The organism is Nonomuraea sp. IBHARD001 (assembly GCF_056106265.1).
Genome location: NZ_JBWBBW010000002.1, coordinates 5,740,432 through 5,759,221, shown reverse-complemented (window position 1 = coordinate 5,759,221; position 18,790 = coordinate 5,740,432). Strand labels below are relative to the sequence as shown.

At 70.9% G+C, this 18,790-nt stretch carries 22 protein-coding genes and 1 tRNA gene; 15 read left to right on the top strand and 8 right to left on the bottom strand.

All coding sequences use genetic code 11. The features are described from left to right. Nucleotides 1–28: 28 nt before the first annotated feature. The gene (gene hutH / locus ACTWNK_RS28340; RefSeq protein WP_474307591.1) at nucleotides 29–1,576 is read left to right on the top strand and encodes a histidine ammonia-lyase; all 1,548 of its coding nucleotides are present in this window, start codon (nucleotides 29–31) and stop codon (nucleotides 1,574–1,576) included. 28 nt (nucleotides 1,577–1,604) lie between these two features. Here the strand turns inward: hutH and ACTWNK_RS28335 are convergent, their stop codons facing one another. Continuing rightward, on the bottom strand, nucleotides 1,605–2,762 hold the full coding sequence (locus ACTWNK_RS28335) for an NAD(P)-binding domain-containing protein (RefSeq protein ID WP_474307590.1): 1,158 nt from the start codon (nucleotides 2,760–2,762) through the stop codon (nucleotides 1,605–1,607). Between the two features lie 58 nt (nucleotides 2,763–2,820). Between ACTWNK_RS28335 and ACTWNK_RS28330 the strand changes: the two genes are divergently transcribed. The 3 genes from ACTWNK_RS28330 to ACTWNK_RS28320 are packed head-to-tail and all read left to right on the top strand — an operon-like array spanning nucleotide 2,821 to nucleotide 5,585. Further along, complete coding sequence (locus ACTWNK_RS28330) at nucleotides 2,821–3,726, top strand: LysR family transcriptional regulator (protein ID WP_474307589.1); 906 nt, start codon at nucleotides 2,821–2,823, stop codon at nucleotides 3,724–3,726. 27 nt (nucleotides 3,727–3,753) lie between these two features. Beyond that, nucleotides 3,754–4,752 carry a chorismate-binding protein gene (locus tag ACTWNK_RS28325; protein ID WP_474307588.1) on the top strand — a complete coding sequence of 333 codons (999 nt, stop codon included), beginning with the start codon at nucleotides 3,754–3,756 and terminating at the stop codon, nucleotides 4,750–4,752. Next, on the top strand, nucleotides 4,752–5,585 hold the full coding sequence (locus ACTWNK_RS28320) for an aminotransferase class IV (RefSeq protein WP_474307587.1): 834 nt from the start codon (nucleotides 4,752–4,754) through the stop codon (nucleotides 5,583–5,585). The genes ACTWNK_RS28325 and ACTWNK_RS28320 overlap by 1 nt, the downstream gene beginning before the upstream one ends. A gap of 49 nt (nucleotides 5,586–5,634) precedes the next feature. On the opposite strand, the gene ACTWNK_RS28315 is transcribed toward ACTWNK_RS28320, so the two are convergent. Beyond that, nucleotides 5,635–6,951, bottom strand: coding sequence for an LVIVD repeat-containing protein (locus ACTWNK_RS28315; RefSeq protein WP_474307586.1), 1,317 nt, complete (start codon nucleotides 6,949–6,951; stop codon nucleotides 5,635–5,637). A gap of 165 nt (nucleotides 6,952–7,116) precedes the next feature. On the opposite strand from ACTWNK_RS28315, the gene ACTWNK_RS28310 reads away from it, so the two are divergent. Next, nucleotides 7,117–7,704 (top strand): DUF305 domain-containing protein, encoded by a 588-nt coding sequence (locus ACTWNK_RS28310; RefSeq protein WP_474307585.1) that lies wholly within the window; start codon nucleotides 7,117–7,119, stop codon nucleotides 7,702–7,704. Between the two features lie 25 nt (nucleotides 7,705–7,729). Here the strand turns inward: ACTWNK_RS28310 and ACTWNK_RS28305 are convergent, their stop codons facing one another. Beyond that, nucleotides 7,730–8,146: an SsgA family sporulation/cell division regulator gene (locus ACTWNK_RS28305; RefSeq protein ID WP_474307584.1), complete on the bottom strand. Its 417-nt coding sequence runs from the start codon at nucleotides 8,144–8,146 to the stop codon at nucleotides 7,730–7,732. A gap of 514 nt (nucleotides 8,147–8,660) precedes the next feature. On the opposite strand from ACTWNK_RS28305, the gene ACTWNK_RS28300 reads away from it, so the two are divergent. From ACTWNK_RS28300 to ACTWNK_RS28290, 3 genes are all read left to right on the top strand, one after another. Next, a tRNA-Val gene (locus ACTWNK_RS28300) sits at nucleotides 8,661–8,732 on the top strand. A gap of 334 nt (nucleotides 8,733–9,066) precedes the next feature. Then, nucleotides 9,067–9,381 carry a hypothetical protein gene (locus tag ACTWNK_RS28295; protein WP_474307583.1) on the top strand — a complete coding sequence of 105 codons (315 nt, stop codon included), beginning with the start codon at nucleotides 9,067–9,069 and terminating at the stop codon, nucleotides 9,379–9,381. A gap of 47 nt (nucleotides 9,382–9,428) precedes the next feature. Continuing rightward, complete coding sequence (locus tag ACTWNK_RS28290; protein ID WP_474307582.1) at nucleotides 9,429–9,908, top strand: NUDIX domain-containing protein; 480 nt, start codon at nucleotides 9,429–9,431, stop codon at nucleotides 9,906–9,908. Here the strand turns inward: ACTWNK_RS28290 and ACTWNK_RS28285 are convergent. Beyond that, the gene (locus tag ACTWNK_RS28285) at nucleotides 9,892–10,896 is read right to left on the bottom strand and encodes a hypothetical protein (RefSeq protein WP_474307581.1); all 1,005 of its coding nucleotides are present in this window, start codon (nucleotides 10,894–10,896) and stop codon (nucleotides 9,892–9,894) included. The two genes, ACTWNK_RS28290 and ACTWNK_RS28285, sit on opposite strands and share 17 nt — an antisense overlap. Before the next feature lie 72 nt (nucleotides 10,897–10,968). Here ACTWNK_RS28285 and ACTWNK_RS28280 point away from each other — a divergent pair, with 72 nt between their 5' ends. Beyond that, entirely contained in the window at nucleotides 10,969–11,634 is a 666-nt protein-coding gene (locus ACTWNK_RS28280) for a TetR/AcrR family transcriptional regulator (protein WP_474307580.1), read from the top strand. Nucleotides 11,635–11,654: 20 nt separating this feature from the next. Here the strand turns inward: ACTWNK_RS28280 and ACTWNK_RS28275 are convergent, their stop codons facing one another. Beyond that, nucleotides 11,655–11,792, bottom strand: a complete 138-nt coding sequence (locus ACTWNK_RS28275) for a hypothetical protein (protein ID WP_474307579.1) — start codon at nucleotides 11,790–11,792, stop codon at nucleotides 11,655–11,657. A 159-nt stretch (nucleotides 11,793–11,951) separates the two neighbouring features. Between ACTWNK_RS28275 and ACTWNK_RS28270 the strand changes: the two genes are divergently transcribed. After that, nucleotides 11,952–12,305 carry an ArsR/SmtB family transcription factor gene (locus ACTWNK_RS28270; RefSeq protein WP_474307578.1) on the top strand — a complete coding sequence of 118 codons (354 nt, stop codon included), beginning with the start codon at nucleotides 11,952–11,954 and terminating at the stop codon, nucleotides 12,303–12,305. Further along, a complete protein-coding gene (locus tag ACTWNK_RS28265) occupies nucleotides 12,305–12,748 on the top strand; it encodes an SRPBCC family protein (RefSeq protein ID WP_474307577.1) in 444 nt (147 codons plus the stop codon). Before ACTWNK_RS28270 ends, ACTWNK_RS28265 begins: the two co-directional genes overlap by 1 nt. Here the strand turns inward: ACTWNK_RS28265 and ACTWNK_RS28260 are convergent. Continuing rightward, nucleotides 12,745–13,401: an SDR family NAD(P)-dependent oxidoreductase gene (locus ACTWNK_RS28260; protein ID WP_474307576.1), complete on the bottom strand. Its 657-nt coding sequence runs from the start codon at nucleotides 13,399–13,401 to the stop codon at nucleotides 12,745–12,747. The genes ACTWNK_RS28265 and ACTWNK_RS28260 overlap by 4 nt on opposite strands. Nucleotides 13,402–13,483: 82 nt before the next feature. On the opposite strand from ACTWNK_RS28260, the gene ACTWNK_RS28255 reads away from it, so the two are divergent. The 3 genes from ACTWNK_RS28255 to ACTWNK_RS28245 are packed head-to-tail and all read left to right on the top strand — an operon-like array spanning nucleotide 13,484 to nucleotide 14,225. Next, nucleotides 13,484–13,855: a MerR family transcriptional regulator gene (locus ACTWNK_RS28255; protein WP_474307575.1), complete on the top strand. Its 372-nt coding sequence runs from the start codon at nucleotides 13,484–13,486 to the stop codon at nucleotides 13,853–13,855. A 5-nt stretch (nucleotides 13,856–13,860) separates the two neighbouring features. Continuing rightward, nucleotides 13,861–14,106 carry a DUF6011 domain-containing protein gene (locus ACTWNK_RS28250; protein WP_474307574.1) on the top strand — a complete coding sequence of 82 codons (246 nt, stop codon included), beginning with the start codon at nucleotides 13,861–13,863 and terminating at the stop codon, nucleotides 14,104–14,106. After that, the gene (locus ACTWNK_RS28245; RefSeq protein WP_474307573.1) at nucleotides 14,103–14,225 is read left to right on the top strand and encodes a hypothetical protein; all 123 of its coding nucleotides are present in this window, start codon (nucleotides 14,103–14,105) and stop codon (nucleotides 14,223–14,225) included. The genes ACTWNK_RS28250 and ACTWNK_RS28245 overlap by 4 nt, the downstream gene beginning before the upstream one ends. Here the strand turns inward: ACTWNK_RS28245 and ACTWNK_RS28240 are convergent. Further along, nucleotides 14,215–14,934: a hypothetical protein gene (locus tag ACTWNK_RS28240; RefSeq protein WP_474307572.1), complete on the bottom strand. Its 720-nt coding sequence runs from the start codon at nucleotides 14,932–14,934 to the stop codon at nucleotides 14,215–14,217. The two genes, ACTWNK_RS28245 and ACTWNK_RS28240, sit on opposite strands and share 11 nt — an antisense overlap. Before the next feature lie 212 nt (nucleotides 14,935–15,146). On the opposite strand from ACTWNK_RS28240, the gene ACTWNK_RS28235 reads away from it, so the two are divergent. Further along, on the top strand, nucleotides 15,147–16,577 hold the full coding sequence (locus ACTWNK_RS28235; protein ID WP_474307571.1) for an MFS transporter: 1,431 nt from the start codon (nucleotides 15,147–15,149) through the stop codon (nucleotides 16,575–16,577). Here ACTWNK_RS28235 and ACTWNK_RS28230 read toward each other — a convergent pair. After that, on the bottom strand, nucleotides 16,537–18,672 hold the full coding sequence (locus ACTWNK_RS28230) for a DUF7927 domain-containing protein (RefSeq protein WP_474307570.1): 2,136 nt from the start codon (nucleotides 18,670–18,672) through the stop codon (nucleotides 16,537–16,539). The two genes, ACTWNK_RS28235 and ACTWNK_RS28230, sit on opposite strands and share 41 nt — an antisense overlap. Between the last annotated feature and the right edge of the window lie 118 nt (nucleotides 18,673–18,790).

Below are 18,790 nucleotides of genomic sequence, written 5' to 3'. Positions count from 1 at the left end.
TGGCAGTTACCAAGCGAGAGAGTGACACATGAGCGACAACGGAGTCGTGATCGTCGGGCCTGCGCCTTTGACCCTCACCGACGTCATCCAGGTAGCCAGGCACGGCGCCGCCGTGCGTCTCAGCGACGACGCCGTGGCCGCGATGGCAGCGGCCAGGCAGCGGGTCGACGAGCTCGCCGAGAGCCCGACCCCGGCCTACGGCGTGTCGACCGGCTTCGGCGCGCTCGCCACCCGGCACATCGACCCCTCCCTGCGTACCCAGTTGCAGCGCTCGCTGGTGCGCTCGCACGCGGCGGGCAACGGGCCAGAGGTGGAGAGCGAGGTGGTCAGGGCGCTGATGTTGCTGCGCCTGCACACGCTGGCCACGGGGCACACGGGAGTACGGCCCACCACGGCGGCGACGCTCGCGGCGCTGCTGAACGCGGGGCTGACGCCGACCGTGCACGAGTACGGCAGCCTGGGCTGCTCGGGCGACCTGGCCCCGCTCTCGCACGTGGCGCTGGCGCTGATGGGCGAGGGCGTCGTGCGCGACGCCGAAGGCCGTACGGTCCCCACCGCCGAGGCGCTCAAGCGGCACGGCATCGAGCCGGTCGAACTCGCCGCCAAGGAGGGCCTGGCGCTGATCAACGGCACCGACGGCATGCTCGGCATGCTGGTGCTGGCGATCGCCGACCTGACCAGGCTACTGCGGACCGCCGACATCAGCGCCGCGATGAGCGTGGAGGGCCTGCTCGGCACCGACCGCGTCTTCGCCCCGGAGCTGCAGGCCCTGCGCCCGCAGCCGGGCCAGGCGCTGGCCGCCGCGAACATGGTCCGCGTGCTGGCCGATTCCGGCATCATGGCCAGCCATCGCGACGGCACGTGCACCCGGGTGCAGGACGCCTATTCGTTGCGATGCGCGCCGCAGGTGGCGGGCGCCGCCCGTGACACCGTCGAGCACGCCCGCAACGTCGCGGGCTGGGAGCTCGCCAGTGCGGTCGACAACCCGGCCGTGCTGGCCGACGGCCGGGTGGAGTCCAACGGCAACTTCCACGGCGCGCCCGTCGCCTACGTGCTGGACTTCCTGGCGATCGTCGCGGCCGACGTCGCCTCGATGTCGGAGCGGCGCACCGACCGCTTCCTGGACGTGGCCCGCAACCACGGCCTGCCCGCCTTCCTCGCCGACGACCCGGGCGTCGACTCCGGCCACATGATCGCCCAGTACACCCAGGCGGCGATCGTGTCGGAGCTCAAGCGGCTGGCCGTGCCCGCGAGTGTCGACTCCATCCCGAGTTCGGCCATGCAGGAGGACCACGTGTCGATGGGCTGGTCGGCCGCCCGCAAGCTGCGTCGCGCCGTCGACGGGCTGGGCCGGGTGCTGGCCATCGAGGTGCTCACCGCCGCACGCGGACTCGACCTGCGCGCTCCGCTCACGCCGGCCCCCGCGACCGGCGCGGTCGTCGCGCTGCTGCGCGGGAGTGTGCCCGGCCCGGGGCCCGACAGGTTCCTCGCGCCCGAGATCGAGTCCGTCGTGCGCCTGGTCGCCGACGGTTCGGTGCTGGCCGCCGTGGAGTCGGTCACCGGCCCGCTGGCCTGACCTCCCGCCCCCGCAGGCCCGGCCGCCGCTACCGCAGGCTGACCACCAGGTCGACCTCCAGCAGCAGGCCGGGCCTGAACAGCCGCGCCACCTCCACCGTCGTCGAGGCGGGCGGCGCCCCGGTGAGGTACCTGCTCCGTACGCTCCCGTAGGCGTCGAGCGATGACATGTCGGTCACATACGTCCTGATGAAGGCGATGTCCTGAAACGTCGCCCCCTGATCGGCCAGGATGTGCCCGATGCACGCGAAGATGTGCTCGGCCTGCGCCGTCATGTCGCCCTCGCCGACCACCCGCCCCTCGGCGTCGAGCGCGGCCTGCCCCGAGACGTAGAGCGTGTCCCCGGCCCTGGCGGCATGCGAGTAGTACCCGTTGGTCGGCGGAACGCCGGGTGCGGTCACCGCCTGCACCCTGGCCGGCGTGGCGGCCCCGCGCACGTGCCCGGCGATCGCGGTCAGGTCGTGCCCGCCGTACCCGTCGTGCTCGGCGGCGCGCAGTCTGGCCAGGGCGGCGGTGGCCAGGGTGGCGCCGGGCCCGGTGGCGAGGGCGACGTCCTTGGCGGCATGGGCCAGGGCATATCTCGTACGCCCTGGGGGAGCGGTCAGCCGTGCGGCCAGTGCGCCGAGCGCGGTGCCGGAGAGCACGTCGGTGAGCAGCGCGGTGTCGACGCCGTTCGCCTCGGCCGTGGCGTAGGTCTCGGCCAGCAGGACCTGCGCGGGCACGAGCGCGCCCATCACCGCGAGCTTGAGCGTGGCCCCCGCGCCCAGCGGACCGGCGTGGCGTACCTCGCCGAGCACCGACAGCACCTCGCGGCACGCGGTGAGGTCGCCTCCGGCCAGCACGGTCAGCGTGCCGTCGGCGGCCGGGCCCACGCTGCCGAGCACCGGCGCGTCCACCAGCCCCACCGATGCGGGCAGCAGCGCGCGTACCTCGCGCACGGCCCGAGGCCCGATCGTCGACAGATCGACCACGGTCGCGTCCGCCCGCAACCCGGGCAGCGCCGCCTCGAGCACCGAACGTACGGCCTCGCCGTCGCTCAGCATCGTGAGCACCAGATCGGCGCCCGCCACCGCCTTGGCGGGATCGCCGCCCTGGCTACGCGTCCACGTCGTCACGTCATATCCGGCTTCGGCCAACCGCCGAGCCATGGGTACGCCCATGCGTCCCTGTCCGAGAAATGCGATCACGGCAGCGATTCAAGCCCGGACGGAGGCATTCCACCAGCGAGTAGATTGCATGGCAGCCATGCCTGACACGAATGCCTTCGACACCGACACCCTGCGCCTGTTCGACACCGTCGCGCGCAGCGGCTCCTTCACGGCCGCGGCCGTGCTGCTCGACTACACCCAGTCGGCCGTCTCGCGCCGGGTCGCCGCCCTGGAGCGCAGTGCGGGCGGCCCGCTGTTCGAACGCCTGGCCAGGGGCGTGCGGCTGACGCCCGCCGGGGTGGCGCTGCACCGGCACGCGGTCGCGGTGCTGGAACGGCTCGCCACGGCGGCCGACGAGCTGGCCGCCATCCACGCGGGCACCGGCGGCACCCTGCGCGTGGGCGCGTTCCCGACGGCCCATGTGGAGCTGGTGCCCCAGGCGTTGCGGGCGTTCGCACGGGCCAGGCCGGATGTGGAGATCCGCGTGGTCGAGGGGCTGAGCTCGGCGCTGGCCGCACGGGTGCGCTCCGGCTCGCTGGACGTCGCCGTGGTCAGCGACTACCCCTCCGGCTTGCCTGACGAGGCCGAGACCGTCCTGCTGCGCCCGGACGAACTGCTGCTCGCCCTTCCCGCGGGGCATCGGCTCGCCGGGCGTGAGGTCGTGCATCTGGAGGACCTGGCGGACGAGCAGTGGATCGAGGCCGCGCCGCAGGGCAGGGCGACGATGCTGCGGGCGGCATGCGCTTCGGCCGGGTTCGAGCCGAAGGTGGGGCTTCGGGTGGCCGAGTGGAGCGGGAAGTTCGGCTATGTCGCGGCCGGGCTCGGCGTCACGCTGGTGCCCGAACTCGCCGCCTCCGCGGTGCCCGCCGCGCTGGTGCTGCGGCGGCTGGCCCGCTTCGCGCCCAGGCGTCATGTGTACGCGGCGCTGCCCGACGTGCCGCTGCCCTCCGCCCTGGCCTTGGTGCAGGAGCTCGGGCGCACGCAGGGGGCGTGGGCGGGATGAGGGGATTTCGGCTGGGACAATGGGGGAGTGCACGACAGTTTCGCCTATGCCGGAGGTCTGCTGGCCACCCGGCTCAGGGACCTCACGACCGACCTGTCCGCCCTCGACGGCACGGGCTGGTGGGCCGTGGTGGTCGACTACGAGGGCAAGGTCACGTGCGCACGGTTCGACGAGGTGCGTCCGGCCCCCCTGCCCAGGTCCGGCGCATGGCACGGCCCGAGGCCCGAGCAGTGGCGAAGCTCCCTCGACCAGGCGGCATACGAACGCGGCGTCCAGCGCATCCGCGACCAGATCGAACTCGGCGAGGTGTACCAGGCCAACCTGTGCCGTGTGCTGACCGCGCCGCTCGCCTCCGGCGCCGATCCGCTCGCGCTGGCCGTACGGCTGGCCGAGGGCAATCCGGCGCCGTACTCGGCCGTGGTGCGGGTGCCGGGTCTGGACGTGGTTTCGGCCTCACCAGAACTCTTCCTGTCTCGCTCCGGCGACATGGTCGAGTCCGGGCCGATCAAAGGCACCGGTGCGACGGCCGATGACCTGCTGGAGAAGGACTACGCCGAGAATGTGATGATCGTCGACCTTGTCCGCAACGACCTGGGCCGGGTCGCGGCCGTCGGGTCGGTGGAGGTGCCGCAGCTGTGTGTGCTGGAGGAGCATCCGGGGCTCGTCCACCTGGTCTCGACCGTGCGCGCTCGGCTGGCGCCGGGAATCGGTTGGCCGGAACTGTTTTCTGCCACATTTCCTCCGGGTTCGGTGACCGGTGCCCCCAAATCTTCCGCTTTGCGGATCATCAATGAGCTCGAACCGGAGCCGCGCGGGCCGTACTGTGGTGCCGTGGGCTGGGTCGACGCCGACCGGCGCACGGCGGCGCTCGCCGTGGGCATCCGCACGTTCTGGATCTCGTCAGCGGAGATCAGATTCGGCACGGGAGCGGGCATCACCTGGGGCAGCGACCCTCGGCGTGAGTGGCTGGAGACCGAACTCAAGGCATCCCGGCTCATTGGATTGGCTTCCTCAGGAGGATTGTGATGAACGTTCCCGTCTGGGTCAACGGGGCACTGCTCGACCCGGCGCAGGCCACGGTGTCGGTGTTCGACCACGGGCTGATGGTCGGCGACGGCGTGTTCGAGACCGTCAAGTTCGTGAAGGGCCGCTCGTTCGCGCTCACCAGGCACCTCGACCGGCTCAGGCTCTCCGCCCAGCGCATGGACCTGCCCGAGCCGGACGTGGACGCGATCGCCGGAGGCGTCGCCGCCTGCCTGGCCGCCGCACCCGCATGGCCGCTCGGCCGTATCCGCATCACCTACACCAGCGGCAACGGCCCGCTCGGCTCGGACCGGGGCAACCAGGGCGCCACCGCGATCGTCATCGTCGACGAGCAGAAGCCCTTCCCGGCGAGCGCCGACGTCACCGTCGTCCCGTGGCCCCGCAACGAGCGCGGCGCGCTGGCGGGCGTCAAGAGCACCTCCTACGGCGACAACGCCAAGGCCCTGGCCTACGCCAAGGCGCGTGGCGGCGGCGAGGCGATCTTCGGCAACCTCGCGGGCAACCTGTGCGAGGGCACCGGCTCCAACATCTTCGTCGTACTCGGCGGGCGCCTGCTCACCCCGACGCTGGAGTCGGGCTGCCTGGCCGGGGTGACCAGGGCGCTCACCCTGGAGTGGTGCGGCGGCGAGGAGTCCGACGTCCCGCTGTCGGCCCTGTACGAGGCCGAAGAGGCCTTCCTCACCTCGACCACGCGCGACGTACAGCCGATCAAGCTGGTCGACTCCACCGTGCTGCCCGCGGCTCCCGGCCCGATCACCGCCAAGGCCATGGAGGTCTTCGCCGAGCGCGCGGCGGCCGACGAGGACCCGCGCTGACGTCCGTCGTTCCCCAGCCCGGACCGGGCTGGGGGCCTTTCACCCAGACTCAGTAGGACTTCTGGGTCTGTACGTTGAAATCCGCCATCCGCACCGACCTGGCCGGATCGGTCAGCGGGTCCCTGATCTCCAGGACGTCCAGCCCGCGCAGGATGTCGCTGGAGTAGATGTAGCCGTTGTAGTAGTAGGCCGACCACGACCCGGCGATCGGCGAGTCGCCCTTCTCGGCCCCGCGCTCGAACCAGCCGATCTCCCTGGGCGCGTCGGAGTCGGTGAAGTCCCACACCGAGACCCCGCCCTGGTACCACGCCTGGACCATGATGTCCTTACCGGCGATCGGCAGCAGCGAGCCGTTGTGCGCGACGCAGTTCTCCGACTCCTCCTGCTCCCTGGGGATCTTGAAGTACGCCCGGCGCTCCAGTTTGCCGCCGACGATGTCGTAGATCGCGTTGGCGCCCTTGGTCACCGGGGTGCCGCTGTCGCAGGTCGCCATCGAGCCGCCGCCGAGCTCGTCGGTGAACACGACCTTGGTCGCGTCGTTGTTGAAGGTGGCCGAGTGCCAGATCTGGAAGTTCTCGGTATCCCTGACCTGCTGCAACACCGTGGGCCTGACCGGGTCTGAGATGTCGAGCAGCACGCCGTCGCCGAAGCAGGCCGCGGCGGCCAGCCCCTTCTCCGGGTACACCGTCACGTCGTGGCATCCCGATCCCGCGCCCTCGGGCTGCTGGCCCTGGGGGAAGATGTCGGGCGCGGCGACGACCTTGGAGCCCGCCGGGTCCTTCAGCGGCACCTCGACGATCTGGATCAGCTCGTGCGGCGCGGGACAGGTCTTGGAGTCGGGCTCGGGCCCCGCCGACGACACGTAGACGTAGAGCGTGTCCTCGTCGCCGGGCACCATCGAGTGGGTGTGCGAGCCGCACTGCGTCCGGACCGACGAGACGTACTTGGGCGCCGCCTTGTCGCTGATGTCGAAGATCCGGATGCCCTCCCACGCCGTGTCGTCCATCGGGCTGCCCCGGTCGGAGTCGCAGGTGTCGGTGGAGCGGGCCTCGTCGATGGACAGGAACAGCAGGTCGCCGTACACCGACACGTCGTTCTGGGCGCCCGGGCAGGAGACCTGCGAGACGGTCTTGGGGTGGGTGGGGTCGCTGATGTCGTAGACCCCGAAACCGGCGAAGTTCCCGACATAGACGTAGTCGCCCTGGAAGGCGAGGTCGGAGTTCCAGGCTTCCTCGTCGTTGAGCGGAGCCGTACGCGGGACGTTGACGACATGCGTGATGTTCGCACTCATCCTGGCGTCGTCCCCGGCCTTGCCCTGGGCCGTGCTGCCCTTGGCGCTCTGGGAGGGGGCCGTAGGGGTCCGCACTGCCTCTGGATCGTTCCCGGAACAGGCCGCGACCAGCACCAATGCGACCCCCGCGAATGCGGTAGCCCACTTCCTCATGCACGTCCCCCTAGAACATGGCCCAGTATGGAAGCTATGCCAGGAAGGTCTGTTGTGTGCGGGGTTATTGTCACAGTTCTGAGTACATTGCCGCTCGCCGCCTGCAGTCCGTCCTCCGCCGCCCAGCCCACCACCGTCGGCACCGAGGCCCCCGTCCTGGTCCCCGGCACACCCGGCTCACCCGCCCGTACCGCGAAGCCCGGCGAAACGGTGGAGGGCGATGTCAACGCGCAGACGGCGGCCGACGTGCGTTTCGCCGAAGGCATGGTGCCGCATCACCGTCAGGCGCTGGAGATGACCGGCATGGTCGCCGGACGCACGACCACGGCAGCCGTCACCGAACTCGCCGGGCGCATCTCGCTGGCCCAGCGGCCCGAGATCGACCTCATGACGACCTGGCTGCGCGGCCTCGGTCGCAGTGCCCCCGAGCACGGCGCGCACGGGCCCGGCGGGTACGGCATGGCGAGCGCCGAGGAGCTGAACGCACTGCGCTCGGCCAGGGGCACGGCCTTCGACCGCATGTTCGTGCGGTTGATGATCAGGCACCACGAGGGTGCGCTGCGCATGGCGTCGGAGGAACTGGCCGCCGGGCGGGACCGGCGCATGCTGCTGCTGGCCAAGGATGTGTACTCCGGCCAGACGATCGAGATCGCCCGTATGCGCAGGCTCGACTAGCCTGCGCGCGGGCGGTCGGCGGTGGTCAGGAGCTCCAGAGCATGTTGGTGAGCTCGGCGTCCAGATCCATGAAATCGGTCTCCCGGCCTGCCGGCACCAGTTCATAGGTGCGATGCAGGAACTCGGTGAGAGGAGCGAGCGGGACTTCGAAGAGCGCCTGCCCGAACGGCGACGTCAGGCTGATGTGAAGCGTGCGCTCGCCGTCGGCGCGCGCAGGCCACACCTGCACGTCGCCGTCGCCGACACGCCTCACGATCCCGACGGTCAGGAGTTCGCGGGCGAAGATCCACTCGACCGGCTCGTCGTTCCCCACGTGGAAGGCCATCCGGATCGCATACGGGTCGTCGGCCGTGTAGCTCAGTCCGGCAAGCAGGGGGACGGTGGTACGGTCGGGGACCACAAGCCGAAGGCCAAGCTCGGCGGAGACGGTGGTGCTGTTCATCGTCAGCCAAACCTTTTCGTCGTACGGTCCCCTCTTCGGGGCTTTCACTGCTCTAACGGACTTCGTCCTGAGCTATGACGCGGAACGAAGGAACCTGTAGGAAAGATTCCGCTCCCAGGCCGTTCTGTAACGCACATCACAGCAGGACATTTCGGCATCTACCTGGCTAAACATCATCAACCGGGTGGTGTTTGCGAGGGTTTTGCGCCTCACAGAGCCGATCCCGGCCTTTGTTCTGTGACCTTTCGGGCGAATGATCACGTTCAGGGTCCTTCCGGGACAGCTTGATGGTATGCCAACCGGCGTCATGCTGACCGGCAACACCCGTCTTTGACCTTCTGTCGAGACGACCGTCCACGCCTTCGTGCGAGACGGGGAAGGGGATGCAGATCGTTGGGAGATCTTTCCGGCCGGAAGCTTCCGAAGATCGGCCCGGGCGTGCCGCTTCGCTTCGCGAGCGCTCCGAGATTGCGGTATGGTTTTCCACGTCGGCACCGCAAGCCGCCGACAGGGCGGGCGATTAGCTCAGGGGGAGAGCGCTTCGTTCACACCGAAGAGGTCACTGGTTCGATCCCAGTATCGCCCACCGCAGGTCAGAGGCCGGTTCCGTGTCATCGGAACCGGCCTCTTCGCTGTTGAGGGAGAGGTTTGGGAGACGCGGCCGCCGACGGCTCGCTGCCCGTGGCGGCGAGCCTGCCGGGACTGCTGTTCGACGTGGCGCGCAAGCGGCGAAAGCACTGACAGTGGCCACTGGTTGACCTACGGTGGACATATGGCCAAGGACCCGGGCAAGGACCCGACCGCCTGCCCGGTCTGCCTCGGTGAGCAGGGGCACTGGGAGGAGAAGAACGGCGCACCGGGCGCGCAGCGCACATGGAAGGCGTGCGAGCCATGCAAAGGGACAGGGCGGCGGCGGAGCGGTGAGTGACCCCATCACCTGCCCCGAATGCGAAGGCCGCAAGGGCGAGCAGATCGGCCCCATGTTCCTGGCCTGCCGGTTCTGTCACGGCCACGGATGGGTCGGCGGCGACGACGAACCGGCCGAACGCGGCGAGGCCCCACCGCCCCCGTACCCCGCCGCTTGGGAGCACCCGACCTGGCGCACCCCCGAGGTGGCCCGGGCGATCTCCTGCCGCTACTGCCTCGACGCCCGCCAGGTCAGCCATATCGACGAGCCGACCCGGACCATGGTCGTCGCCCCCTGCCCCGTCTGCCGGACGGCGGAGACGAGCTAGAGGCCGGGAAGCGGCGCGGGCGGCGGGAATCGCGTATTTTCCGGGGTATGAGTGATCTTGAAGGGCCTCCGGCGCCCCAGGTGGGGGCGGCTGCGGGGGCGTTGTTCTTCGATGACGACGGCAGGGTCCTGCTGGTCCGGCCGACGTACAAGCCGGGGATGGAGATCCCGGGCGGGTGTGTGGAAGCGGGCGAGACGCCGTACGAGGCGTGCGTGAGGGAAGTGGGGGAGGAACTGGGGATCGCGCCGCCGGTCGGGCGGTTGCTGGTGGTGGACTGGGCGCCGCATCCGGTGTACGGCGATCGGGTGATGTTCGTGTTCGACGGAGGCGTGCTCGACCGGGAGGCGCGGGAGCGGATCAGACTGCCGGAGGCGGAGTTGAGCGCCCACGGCTTCTACGGGATGCGGGAGCTGGCGGAGGGCGGCGTGCTGATCGAACGGCTGGGACGGCGGGTGCGGGCGGCGTTGGCGGCTCGGGCGACGGGCGAGACCGTGTACCTGGAGCTCGGCGTCAGGAGGGCCCCCTGAGGTTCAGGCTGTCGAGGAAGGTGGCGGTGTCGAGGGTGACGTGCGGGGCGACGGCATGGTAGGCCCACACGTGTACCCAGGTACTACCGGTACGCAGCGTGAGCACCGCCTTGATCATGCCTGGCCCCATGTACTGCAGAAAGAGGAAGATCACCGTAAGCACCCCGGCGTCCAGGCTGTCGTAGACGGCCCACGACTCGAAGACGTGGATCACCGAGTACGCGACTCCCCCGAGGATCGTGGTCGTCACCGCCGAACCGGTGAGCCGGGCGAAACGCGGCAGCAGGATCGCGTAGATGAACACCATGATCGGTAGCACGGCCCCGAAGAAGTTCACCGTGAACGCCAGCGGCACCCCGATCAGCAGTTCGCCCGGACTCAGCTCCAGCAGCGCATGGCTCACCCCGCCCAGCTCCGCGACGCTCTCGATCACCAGGATCACCACGATGAGCAGCGCGTCCCCGCGCCGATCGGCCGAGCGCAGCCCGAGCTGCGCATTGCTGTACCCGCGTCTCCTGAACACCAGGTACGGCACGACGGCGAAGAACACGAAGTTGTAGGCGACCCAGCCGGCCACCCACCCCGGGTGCAGTGCGGCCTGGTGGTGCAGCCCGTAGATCGTGCCGGGCAGATGCAGGCTGTAGGCGTGCTCCCCGGCGAGCCGCCCGACGACGAGCCCTCCGATGCTGACGGCGACGCCGTACCCGATCAGGGCGGCGACCTCGAGGCCGGACGTCCGGCGGCCGGGGGCGCGGGCGGCGAGGTCGACGGGCGGCCTGTCGCGGGTCATGAACACGGCCACCGCGATGAGGACGATCGCGATCAGCAGGTTGAGCTGCCCGTTGACCACCTCGGTGGCGACCGGCAGCGGCTCGGCCCCCCGGGTGAACGGCAGCGCCTCGCCCGCCAGCGGGAACACGGCCGCACAGGCCAGTACCCAGAGCGCCGCCGTCACCTGGACCGATCGACGGCGTAACAGCTCGATCATCGTCATCTCCCTAGAGCTTGTAGCTTTCGCTAGAGCCTGTAGCTAAAGCGGGAGGATGTCAAGATAGGGCGCATGGCAGTGAACGGCACCCCCAGGGCGCGCTACCGCGACCAGCTGCGTCAGGAGATCAAGGACGTGGCCCGGCGCCATCTCGCCGAGCTGGGAGGCGCGGGACAGCTGTCGGTCAACGCCGTCGCGCGCGATCTGGGCATGCGGGGGCCGTCGCTGTACCGGTACTTCCCTTCGCGCGACGCGCTCATCACCGAACTGCTCCTCGACGCCTACACCGACCTCGGCGAGGCGGTCGGCCGTGCCGTGGCCGAGACGGGGGAGCGCGGGGAGCCGCCGGCCGAACGCATCCGGCACTACGCCCGCGCCTACCGCGCCTGGGCGCTCGCCCACCCCGAGCTGTTCGACCTGCTCTACGGCCGTCCGGTCCCCGGCTACCGCGCACCCGCCGAGACCGGGCCCGCCGCCCGTGGCCTCATGTCCCTGCTGACCGGCCTGGTCAAGGAGGCGAGAAACACCCCGCCCGCCGCCCCGGACGCCGCCTGGACCAGCACCCCCGTGCCCAGCGCCGACCCCGAGTTCCTGCTGGCCGTACGGCTGGCGGCCGCCTGCCACGGCCTGCTGGTCCTGGAGCTGAACGGCCACCTGGCCGCCATGGTGCCCGACCCGGGCGCACTGTTCGAGACAGAGGTGCGGGAGCTCGTGCGACGGATCGTGTCGGAGGGCTGACTGCTCCTCCTGCGTCAGATCTACTCCTCCTCCTGCATCCAGATCTTCGGCAGGAGCGGCGGCGTTCGGGGCAGGAGTTCGGGCAGGCACGGCCCGAAGTCGACGTCCTCGTCGTCCTCGCTCGGCAGACACCACCACCGGTTTCGCCGCATGTCCATGCGTTCTCCGTCGTGTTCGGGGAGGGCGGGGTACGGCGTCAGCGTCCTTCGGTTCGCAGGGGGTGTCAATCGTGGCCGGTGGTGCGCCGGGAGGGGGGCTGTCCTTGATAGACAACCGAATGGTTGTGCAACCGCCTAGTTGTAGGTAAGGTCGTGGGTATGGCAGTCGTCGAAGACGAGTTGAGCCTGGTGTTCGCGGCGTTGGCCGATCCCACCAGGCGGGCGATCCTGGAGCGCCTGACCCAGGGCGAAGCGACGGTGAACGAGCTCGCCGAGCCGTTCGCCATGACCCAGCAGGCGATCTCCAAGCACGTGAAGGTGCTGGAGCGGGCCCGCCTGATCTCGCGGACCCGGGCGGGGCAGGCCAGGCCGTGCGCGCTCGACGCCGAGCGCCTCGACGCGGCGGCCGGGTGGATCGCCGTGCACCGGCGCATGCTCGCCGATCGTCACGACCGTCTCGACGACCATCTGGCGGCCCTGCGTGCGGGGCGGCCCGACGACGAGGAGACCTGATGACCGAGACAGGGGAGCTCACCTTCAGGCGTGTGCACAAGGCCACGCCGGAGCTGCTGTTCGACTGTATGACCACGCCCGAGCACCTCACGCACTTCTGGGGCCCGAAGGGTTCGACCACGCCGCTCGACGGCATCACCGTCGACCTGCGGCCCGGCGGGGCCTTCGAGACCACCATGGTGAGCGAGGCCGACGGGTCGACCTATGTGATGAAGGCCGTGTTCGCCGAGGTGAGCAGGCCGTGGCGGCTGGTGTGGATCGAGTCGGACGTCCAGGGCGGGCTGCGGACCTCGGTCACGTTCGCCGACCTGGGCGACGGGCGCACCGAGGTGACCACCCATCAGACGAACGTGCCCGAGATGTACCTCACCGCCGAGGCGCAGGCCGGTTTCGCCACCAGCCTGGACCGCTTCGACGACTACCTGGCCGGCCTCACGGCCTAGCCTGCCGCGCCGATGTGCACCTCGTGCTCCCATGCGTCCTGGGGCTGGTGGTGCAGGCGCCAGTAGTGCTCGGCGATGTCGTCGGGGTCGAAGGCGGTGCCGGGCGCGACGGCGCCGCCGACGGTGACGCTGGCCACGTGGACGCCCGAGGCGCCGTAGGCCTGGTCGAGCAGGGTGACCAGCGTCCTGACCCCGGCCTTGCCGAGCGACAGGCTGACATAGCCGGACACGGGCTCGGGCATGCCGCCGGTGATGACGTAGGAGCCGCCGCCGCGCTCGGCCATCGCGGGTGCGACGTGCGCGGCGGCGACGAGCGCACCGCCGACATTGACCGCCCAGGCGTCGAGGTGGGCGCGCAGCGACAGCTCGCCGGGCTTGTCGGCCTGGATGAGCGCCGCGTTGTACACCACGGCGTCGGGCGGGCCGAGCTCGTCCGCCGTCGCGTCGAGTGCGGCGCGCAGGGCGTTCTCGTCGGTGCTGTCGGCCTCGGCGGTGGCGATCGGCACGCCGTACGGGAGCAGGGCCTGGGCGGTGGCGTCGAGGGTGGCGGCGGTGCGTGCGATCAGGGCGACGGGGGTGCCCTGCCTGGCGTACTTCAGGGCGACGGACCTGCCGATGCCGGGACCTGCTCCAATGACCACTACACCGGGCATATCGGACTCCTTGTATGGGTTGAGCGACAATGGGACGGTAAGCCATCACATTGATGTGAAGGTCAAGTCGGGGAGGCGGCTCATGCGGATCGGCGACCTGACGGCGGCCACGGGGGTCAACCGGCGACTGCTGCGCTACTACGAGGAGCAGGGGCTGCTGCGCCCGGTGCGCCGGGCCAACGGCTATCGCGAGTACGCCGACTCCGACGTCGCCGCGGTGCGCCACATCCGCGCGCTGCTGGCCGCGGGGCTGCCCACGACGGTGATCGCGGGGCTGCTGCACTGCGTGCACGACGAGGGCGAGCGGATCGTGCCTTCGGCCTGCCCGGTGATGATCACCAATCTGCGCAAGGAGCGCGCCCGCATCGCCGAGGCGATCACCGAGCTGCGTACCTCGCAGGAGGTGCTGGACTCGCTGCTCGACACGGCCCTGCGATCGGCTGTGCCACGATGAGCGCCATGGATGAGCTCGAACTCGACCTGTCCGAGCCGCAGGCCCGTGAGCACGTCGTCAGGTGCGCCGCCTGCAAGCACGCCCTGCGTTCGCCCGAGTCGCGGCTGCTCGGCCTCGGGCGCGAGTGCGCCGCCCGGCTGGGCCTGGCCGCGCGCAGACCGATCAGGATCACGGGACTGGGCGGCGGCTGGGACTGCGACGGCCAACTCGACCTGTTCGGCCAGGGCCGGAGCGGGCGGGTGGAGCGGTGACCGCCGATCGCCATCGGCCCGGCTATGTGCGCAGGCGGGTGGGGAGGGCGCTGCTCGGGTACGGCCTGGCGCTCGTCGCCGGGGCGGTCGTGGTCGCTGTGTGGTGGCTCACTCGCTGAGCGAGGGGCTCGGCGTGGCGCTCACGGTGGAAGACGGCGTGGGCGTGGGTGTGGGGGTGGCCCGGGTGAAGGGCGCGGTGGGGATCCAGAAGCCGCAGCGGTCGTTGCTGCCGAAGGAGCCGTCGGTCGGCAGGACCGTCACCGTGATGCCCTCCGGCGCGAACGGCTCGTAGGCCGTCTCGATGATCTCGCCGGTCTTGGCCACACGCTTCCAGCGGCAGCCCTTCACGTTCTTGTCGAGCGTGCGGTACTGGCCCGGCTTGATGTCCTTGCCCACCTTCTGCCCGGTGTCGTCGGCGAAGCCGTACATGGCCTGCTGCCAGACCCAGGTGTACTTCGGGCACAGGTAGACCACGGCCGCCTTCTCCAGGCGGGTGAGCAGGTGTTTGTTGGTGAGCAGGCCCCTGACCGTGGGCGGGTTGCCGCCGTAGTTGTCGTAGACGTTCGGGGAGCTCTTGCTGATGCCGCAGAAGTCGCGGCCGTACTTGACCATCTCGCGGTCGGTCGAGGTGGCGAAGCCGGGCGGCACCTGCCTGCGCACGGCCTTGATGAAGGCGACCTGGGCGGGGGTGAACGCCCGGCCCTTGGCCTTGTCGGTGGCGGCGAGGCTGTTGGGCACGACGGGGACGGGAGTCTCAGGGGCGCAGGCGGCGGTCACGCCGATCACCACGGCGATGCTCAGGCCGCCTGCCACGCGTCGGGCGCTCATGGGCTGGGACTCCAGGAGTGGCTGGGGTGGTGGGAGGTACCGATGTGACTAAGACGCCTGGCTGTGCTCCCCGGATTACGGGATGGAACGTACTAAGTGGTCGAATTCGATTGTATGTCGGCCCTTCCCCGACACCCGAGTCCAGGCCCCGAGCGGCGTTCCTCGACCGGATGGGGAGTTTGTCCTGACGCATACGGGAGCAGAGCCACCGGATGGACAAGCGCGACAACCGGCTGCCCGCCCTGGCCGTGTGCCTGGTGGCGGCGTTCATGTCGGGGCTGGACGTCAGCATCGTCAATGTGGCGCTGCCCTCGATCAAGGAGGGGCTCGGCGCGAGCGAGGACGGGCTGCAGTGGATCGTCTCCGGCTACGCGCTGACGTTCGGCCTGCTGCTGGTGCCCGCCGGACGCCTGGGCGACGCGCGTAGCCGCAGGACCGTCTTCGTGGTGGGGACGGCGCTGTTCACCCTGGCCAGTGCCGCGTGCGGGTTCGCGCCCGGCATGCACGCGCTGATCGTGGCCAGGCTGGCGCAGGGGATGGCGGCCGGAGTGCTGACCCCGCAGGTGTCCGGCCTGATCCAGCAGATGTTCCAGGGCAAGGAACGCGGCCGGGCCTTCGGCGCGCTCGGCGCCACGATCGGGCTGGCGACCGCGGCGGGGCCGCTGATCGGCGGCCTGCTCGTCACCGCGTTCGGGGCCGACCACGGATGGCGCTGGGTGTTCCTGGTCAACGTGCCGATCGGACTGGTCCTGCTGCCGCTCGCCTGGCGGCTGCTGCCCCCGCCGCAGGGCGTGCGCGGACCCCGGCAGAGCATGGACCCGATCGGCGTGCTGCTGCTGGGCACGGCGGTCGTGGGGCTGCTGCTGCCCTTCGTCCAGCAGCACCAGTGGGAGGGCGACCTCAAGTGGCTGCTGATCCCGGCCTCGCTGCTCGTGCTGCTGGTCTTCGTCGGCTGGGAGCGGCGTTACCGCAGGGAGCCGCTGGTCGATCTGTCGCTGTTCGCCAAGCGCTCCTACAGCCTGGGCGCGGCGATCGGGCTGCTGTACTTCGCCGGGTTCACCGGCATCTTCTTCATCTACACGCTCTATCTGCAGAACGGCCTCGGCTACAGCGCGTTGCTGGCCGGATTGGCGATCACGCCGTTCGCGCTCGGCTCGGCGGTCGCCGCGGCCGTCGGCGGGCGGCTGGTCACCAGGGCGGGCCGGCCGCTGGTCGCGGCGGGGCTGGTCACGGTCGTCGTGGGGCTCGGCGCGACGCTGCTGGCGACCGAGCTCGTGCCCGGGCACGGCGTGGGCGCGGCCACCGCGCTGCCGCTGCTGGTCGCGGGGGTCGGCAGCGGCCTGGTGATCGCGCCCAACCAGGCGCTCACCCTGGCGGAGGTACCTCCCGTGCAGGGCGGCAGCGCGGCCGGGGTGCTGCAGACCGGTCAGCGTCTCGGCTCGGCCGTCGGGATCGCGGCGGCGGGATCGGTCTTCTTCGGCGCGCTGCCGCTCGGCTGGGCGGCGGCGTTCAGGCACGGGCTGCTCATCGTGCTCGGGTTCGTGGTGGCCGCGCTGGTGGCGGCGGTCGCCGACGTGTTCTACGAGCGCAGGCAGCACGGGCTCAGCGCAGAGGCGGCTTCTCCGGGCGCTTCGGAATCTTGATCACGGTCACCGCGCACCGGGGGTCGCGCGAGCGCGGCGGGCAGTTCGTGTGCCCGGCCGGTGAGACCACGGCGTTGCGCATACGCCCGTCGCCGCCCGGCCGTACGCGCAGGGAGTAGGTCACCACGGCCGACTCGCCGGGGGCGAGCGCGCCCGTCCAGGTGAGGACCGGGGCGCGGTAGCCGAGCGTGCCCCTGCTCGCCCTCGCGTCGGCGCGGTAGCGGGCGTCGTCGAGGTCGCCGGTCAGGTCGTCGGTGAAGGTGGCCGCGGGCAGCGGGGCGTCGCCGGTGTTGACCGCCCTGATCGTGTACGTGAGCGTCGAGCCGACCTTGGGGCGCCTGGTGTCGGCCTTCTTCGTCAGCGTCAGCCGGCCGTGGCCGACCTTCACCAGGGTACGGCAGCGCTCCTCGCCGGGGCAGTTGGAGCCGGTCGTGGCCGAGGTCACGGCGTTGCGCAGCTCGTCGTCGCCCTGCGAGGTGACCTTGACCGAGTAGGTGACCTCGACCTGCTGTCCGGGTTCGAGCGTGCCCTGCCAGGACAGCGTGGGCGCGGCGTAGGACACGCTGCCGCCGCTCGCCTCGGCGTCGCCCCGGTAGGCGGCGTCGTCGAGCACGCCGGTGAGGTCGTCGGCGAATCGCGCGTCGTCGAGCGGGAGGTCCCCGGCGTTGGCGGCCGTGATCGTGTAGGTCACGACGTCGCCCGCCGACGCCGTCGTACGGGAGGCCTTCTTGGCCAGGCGCAGCACGCCGCCGGTCACCGGCACCGTGACCGTCGAGCGGTTGGAGGTGACGGCGGTGCCGTTCGGCGCTCTGCCTCGGGCGACGGCCGTGTTGGTGAAACGGCCGCCGCGCACCTGCGGACCGGTCAGCACGTGTACGGCCGTGCACCGCATGCTCGCGCCCGGCTCCCCGCTCGGTGCGAGCGTGGTGGCCGGGCAGGACACGGCGCCGATGCTCGGGTCCGACACCGCCACGCCGGTCAGCCTGGTCGCGCCCGTGTTGGTCACCACGAACTCGTACGGCACGCGGTCGCCCAGCCGGTAGGCGTCCGGCTGCTCGGTGCTCATGTCGATCTGCTTGACCAGGTTCAACCGCGACAGCGGCGCCTCGGACGACACACGCAGCCCGGTGATCAGGTGCACGTCGTCGTCGGACCCGGTCGAGGCGGCGAACCCGAACTTGTACGTGCGCGGCGCATCGGTCGGCATGGTGGCGCTGAGCACCTGCTGGGAGCCGGCCCCGTCGTGGAAGTCGACGGCCACGGTCACGGTCGGCCTGGTGTCGGGGCTGACCGTGACCGTCACCGTGCGCCAGGCCCCGGCCAGCGTGGGGGAGTGCAGGCTGCCTGGCAGCGTGCTGCCGTAGAGCTTGTTGCCGTCGGGGTCGACGCCGATCTGGGCGCCGGTGCCGGTGCCCGCCAGGTAGCAGTACATGGTGGTGCCGTCGCCCGGGCCGCGCAGGGTGACATTGTTCGGCGGGCGGTCGTAGACCTGATACTGCGCCGGCGAGGTCTGGCCGTCCGGGCATCCGGTGCCCTTGCCCTCGAAGTCCACCGCGTAGTTGCCGTAGGCGTCGAGCCCGAGCCCCAGGTAGCCGTGGGCGACACCGGGCTCGTCGCCGCGCTGGGCGTATCCCAGGCTGCCGCCGTACGCGCCGGTGCGCTCCAGGTCGGCGGCGCCGTCGACGAGGAAGAAGGCGATGCCGTCGGCGCCGGTGCCTCCGTACTGGTACTGGTCGAAGCTCACCTGGACGCCGCCGTTGGCGGGAAGCGGCCGGTTGTAGAGCACGCCGCCCGTGCGGCCGAAGCGGCTGTCGGTGAGCTGCAGGTAGCCGGGCGCGGCTCCCGTCGCGGGCACCGGGCCGGTCTGCACGGGTGGGCAGGGGCCGAGCGTGGAGGTACCCGCGGGCGGCGGGTCCGTGGCGCGGGTCAGGCAGGCGTCGCCGAGCGGCACGAATCCCGGGTCGGCGACGAAGGCACCGGTGAAGTTCTCGGCCAGCAGCAGCGAGCCGGACGCGGCCTGGGCCTGGCCCGGCAGGCCGGTGAGGCAGCACGCGGCCAGCGCCGTCGCCAGGGCCGCCCGTATCCCGTTGTTCATCCCATGCCCCCGATTCGGTGCTCCTCGGGGTGACGCTAGGAGGGTACGGGCGGCCCGTGGCTCAGCCGCGACGGCACGACGCCGGAAACTGGATCACACATGGTCTCGCGTTGGGGCC

Coding starts and splice junctions, on each gene's coding strand:
- ACTWNK_RS28270 (WP_474307578.1), top strand. CDS start 11,952: ATGGCAGTCGTCGAAGACGAGTTGAGCCTGGTGTTCGCGGCGTTGGCC.
- hutH (WP_474307591.1), top strand. CDS start 29: ATGAGCGACAACGGAGTCGTGATCGTCGGGCCTGCGCCTTTGACCCTC.
- ACTWNK_RS28280 (WP_474307580.1), top strand. CDS start 10,969: ATGGCAGTGAACGGCACCCCCAGGGCGCGCTACCGCGACCAGCTGCGT.
- ACTWNK_RS28230 (WP_474307570.1), bottom strand. CDS start 18,672: ATGAACAACGGGATACGGGCGGCCCTGGCGACGGCGCTGGCCGCGTGC.
- ACTWNK_RS28240 (WP_474307572.1), bottom strand. CDS start 14,934: ATGAGCGCCCGACGCGTGGCAGGCGGCCTGAGCATCGCCGTGGTGATC.
- ACTWNK_RS28250 (WP_474307574.1), top strand. CDS start 13,861: ATGGATGAGCTCGAACTCGACCTGTCCGAGCCGCAGGCCCGTGAGCAC.
- ACTWNK_RS28320 (WP_474307587.1), top strand. CDS start 4,752: ATGAACGTTCCCGTCTGGGTCAACGGGGCACTGCTCGACCCGGCGCAG.
- ACTWNK_RS28260 (WP_474307576.1), bottom strand. CDS start 13,401: ATGCCCGGTGTAGTGGTCATTGGAGCAGGTCCCGGCATCGGCAGGTCC.
- ACTWNK_RS28265 (WP_474307577.1), top strand. CDS start 12,305: ATGACCGAGACAGGGGAGCTCACCTTCAGGCGTGTGCACAAGGCCACG.
- ACTWNK_RS28290 (WP_474307582.1), top strand. CDS start 9,429: ATGAGTGATCTTGAAGGGCCTCCGGCGCCCCAGGTGGGGGCGGCTGCG.
- ACTWNK_RS28285 (WP_474307581.1), bottom strand. CDS start 10,896: ATGATCGAGCTGTTACGCCGTCGATCGGTCCAGGTGACGGCGGCGCTC.
- ACTWNK_RS28255 (WP_474307575.1), top strand. CDS start 13,484: ATGCGGATCGGCGACCTGACGGCGGCCACGGGGGTCAACCGGCGACTG.
- ACTWNK_RS28305 (WP_474307584.1), bottom strand. CDS start 8,146: ATGAACAGCACCACCGTCTCCGCCGAGCTTGGCCTTCGGCTTGTGGTC.
- ACTWNK_RS28235 (WP_474307571.1), top strand. CDS start 15,147: ATGGACAAGCGCGACAACCGGCTGCCCGCCCTGGCCGTGTGCCTGGTG.
- ACTWNK_RS28330 (WP_474307589.1), top strand. CDS start 2,821: ATGCCTGACACGAATGCCTTCGACACCGACACCCTGCGCCTGTTCGAC.
- ACTWNK_RS28275 (WP_474307579.1), bottom strand. CDS start 11,792: ATGGACATGCGGCGAAACCGGTGGTGGTGTCTGCCGAGCGAGGACGAC.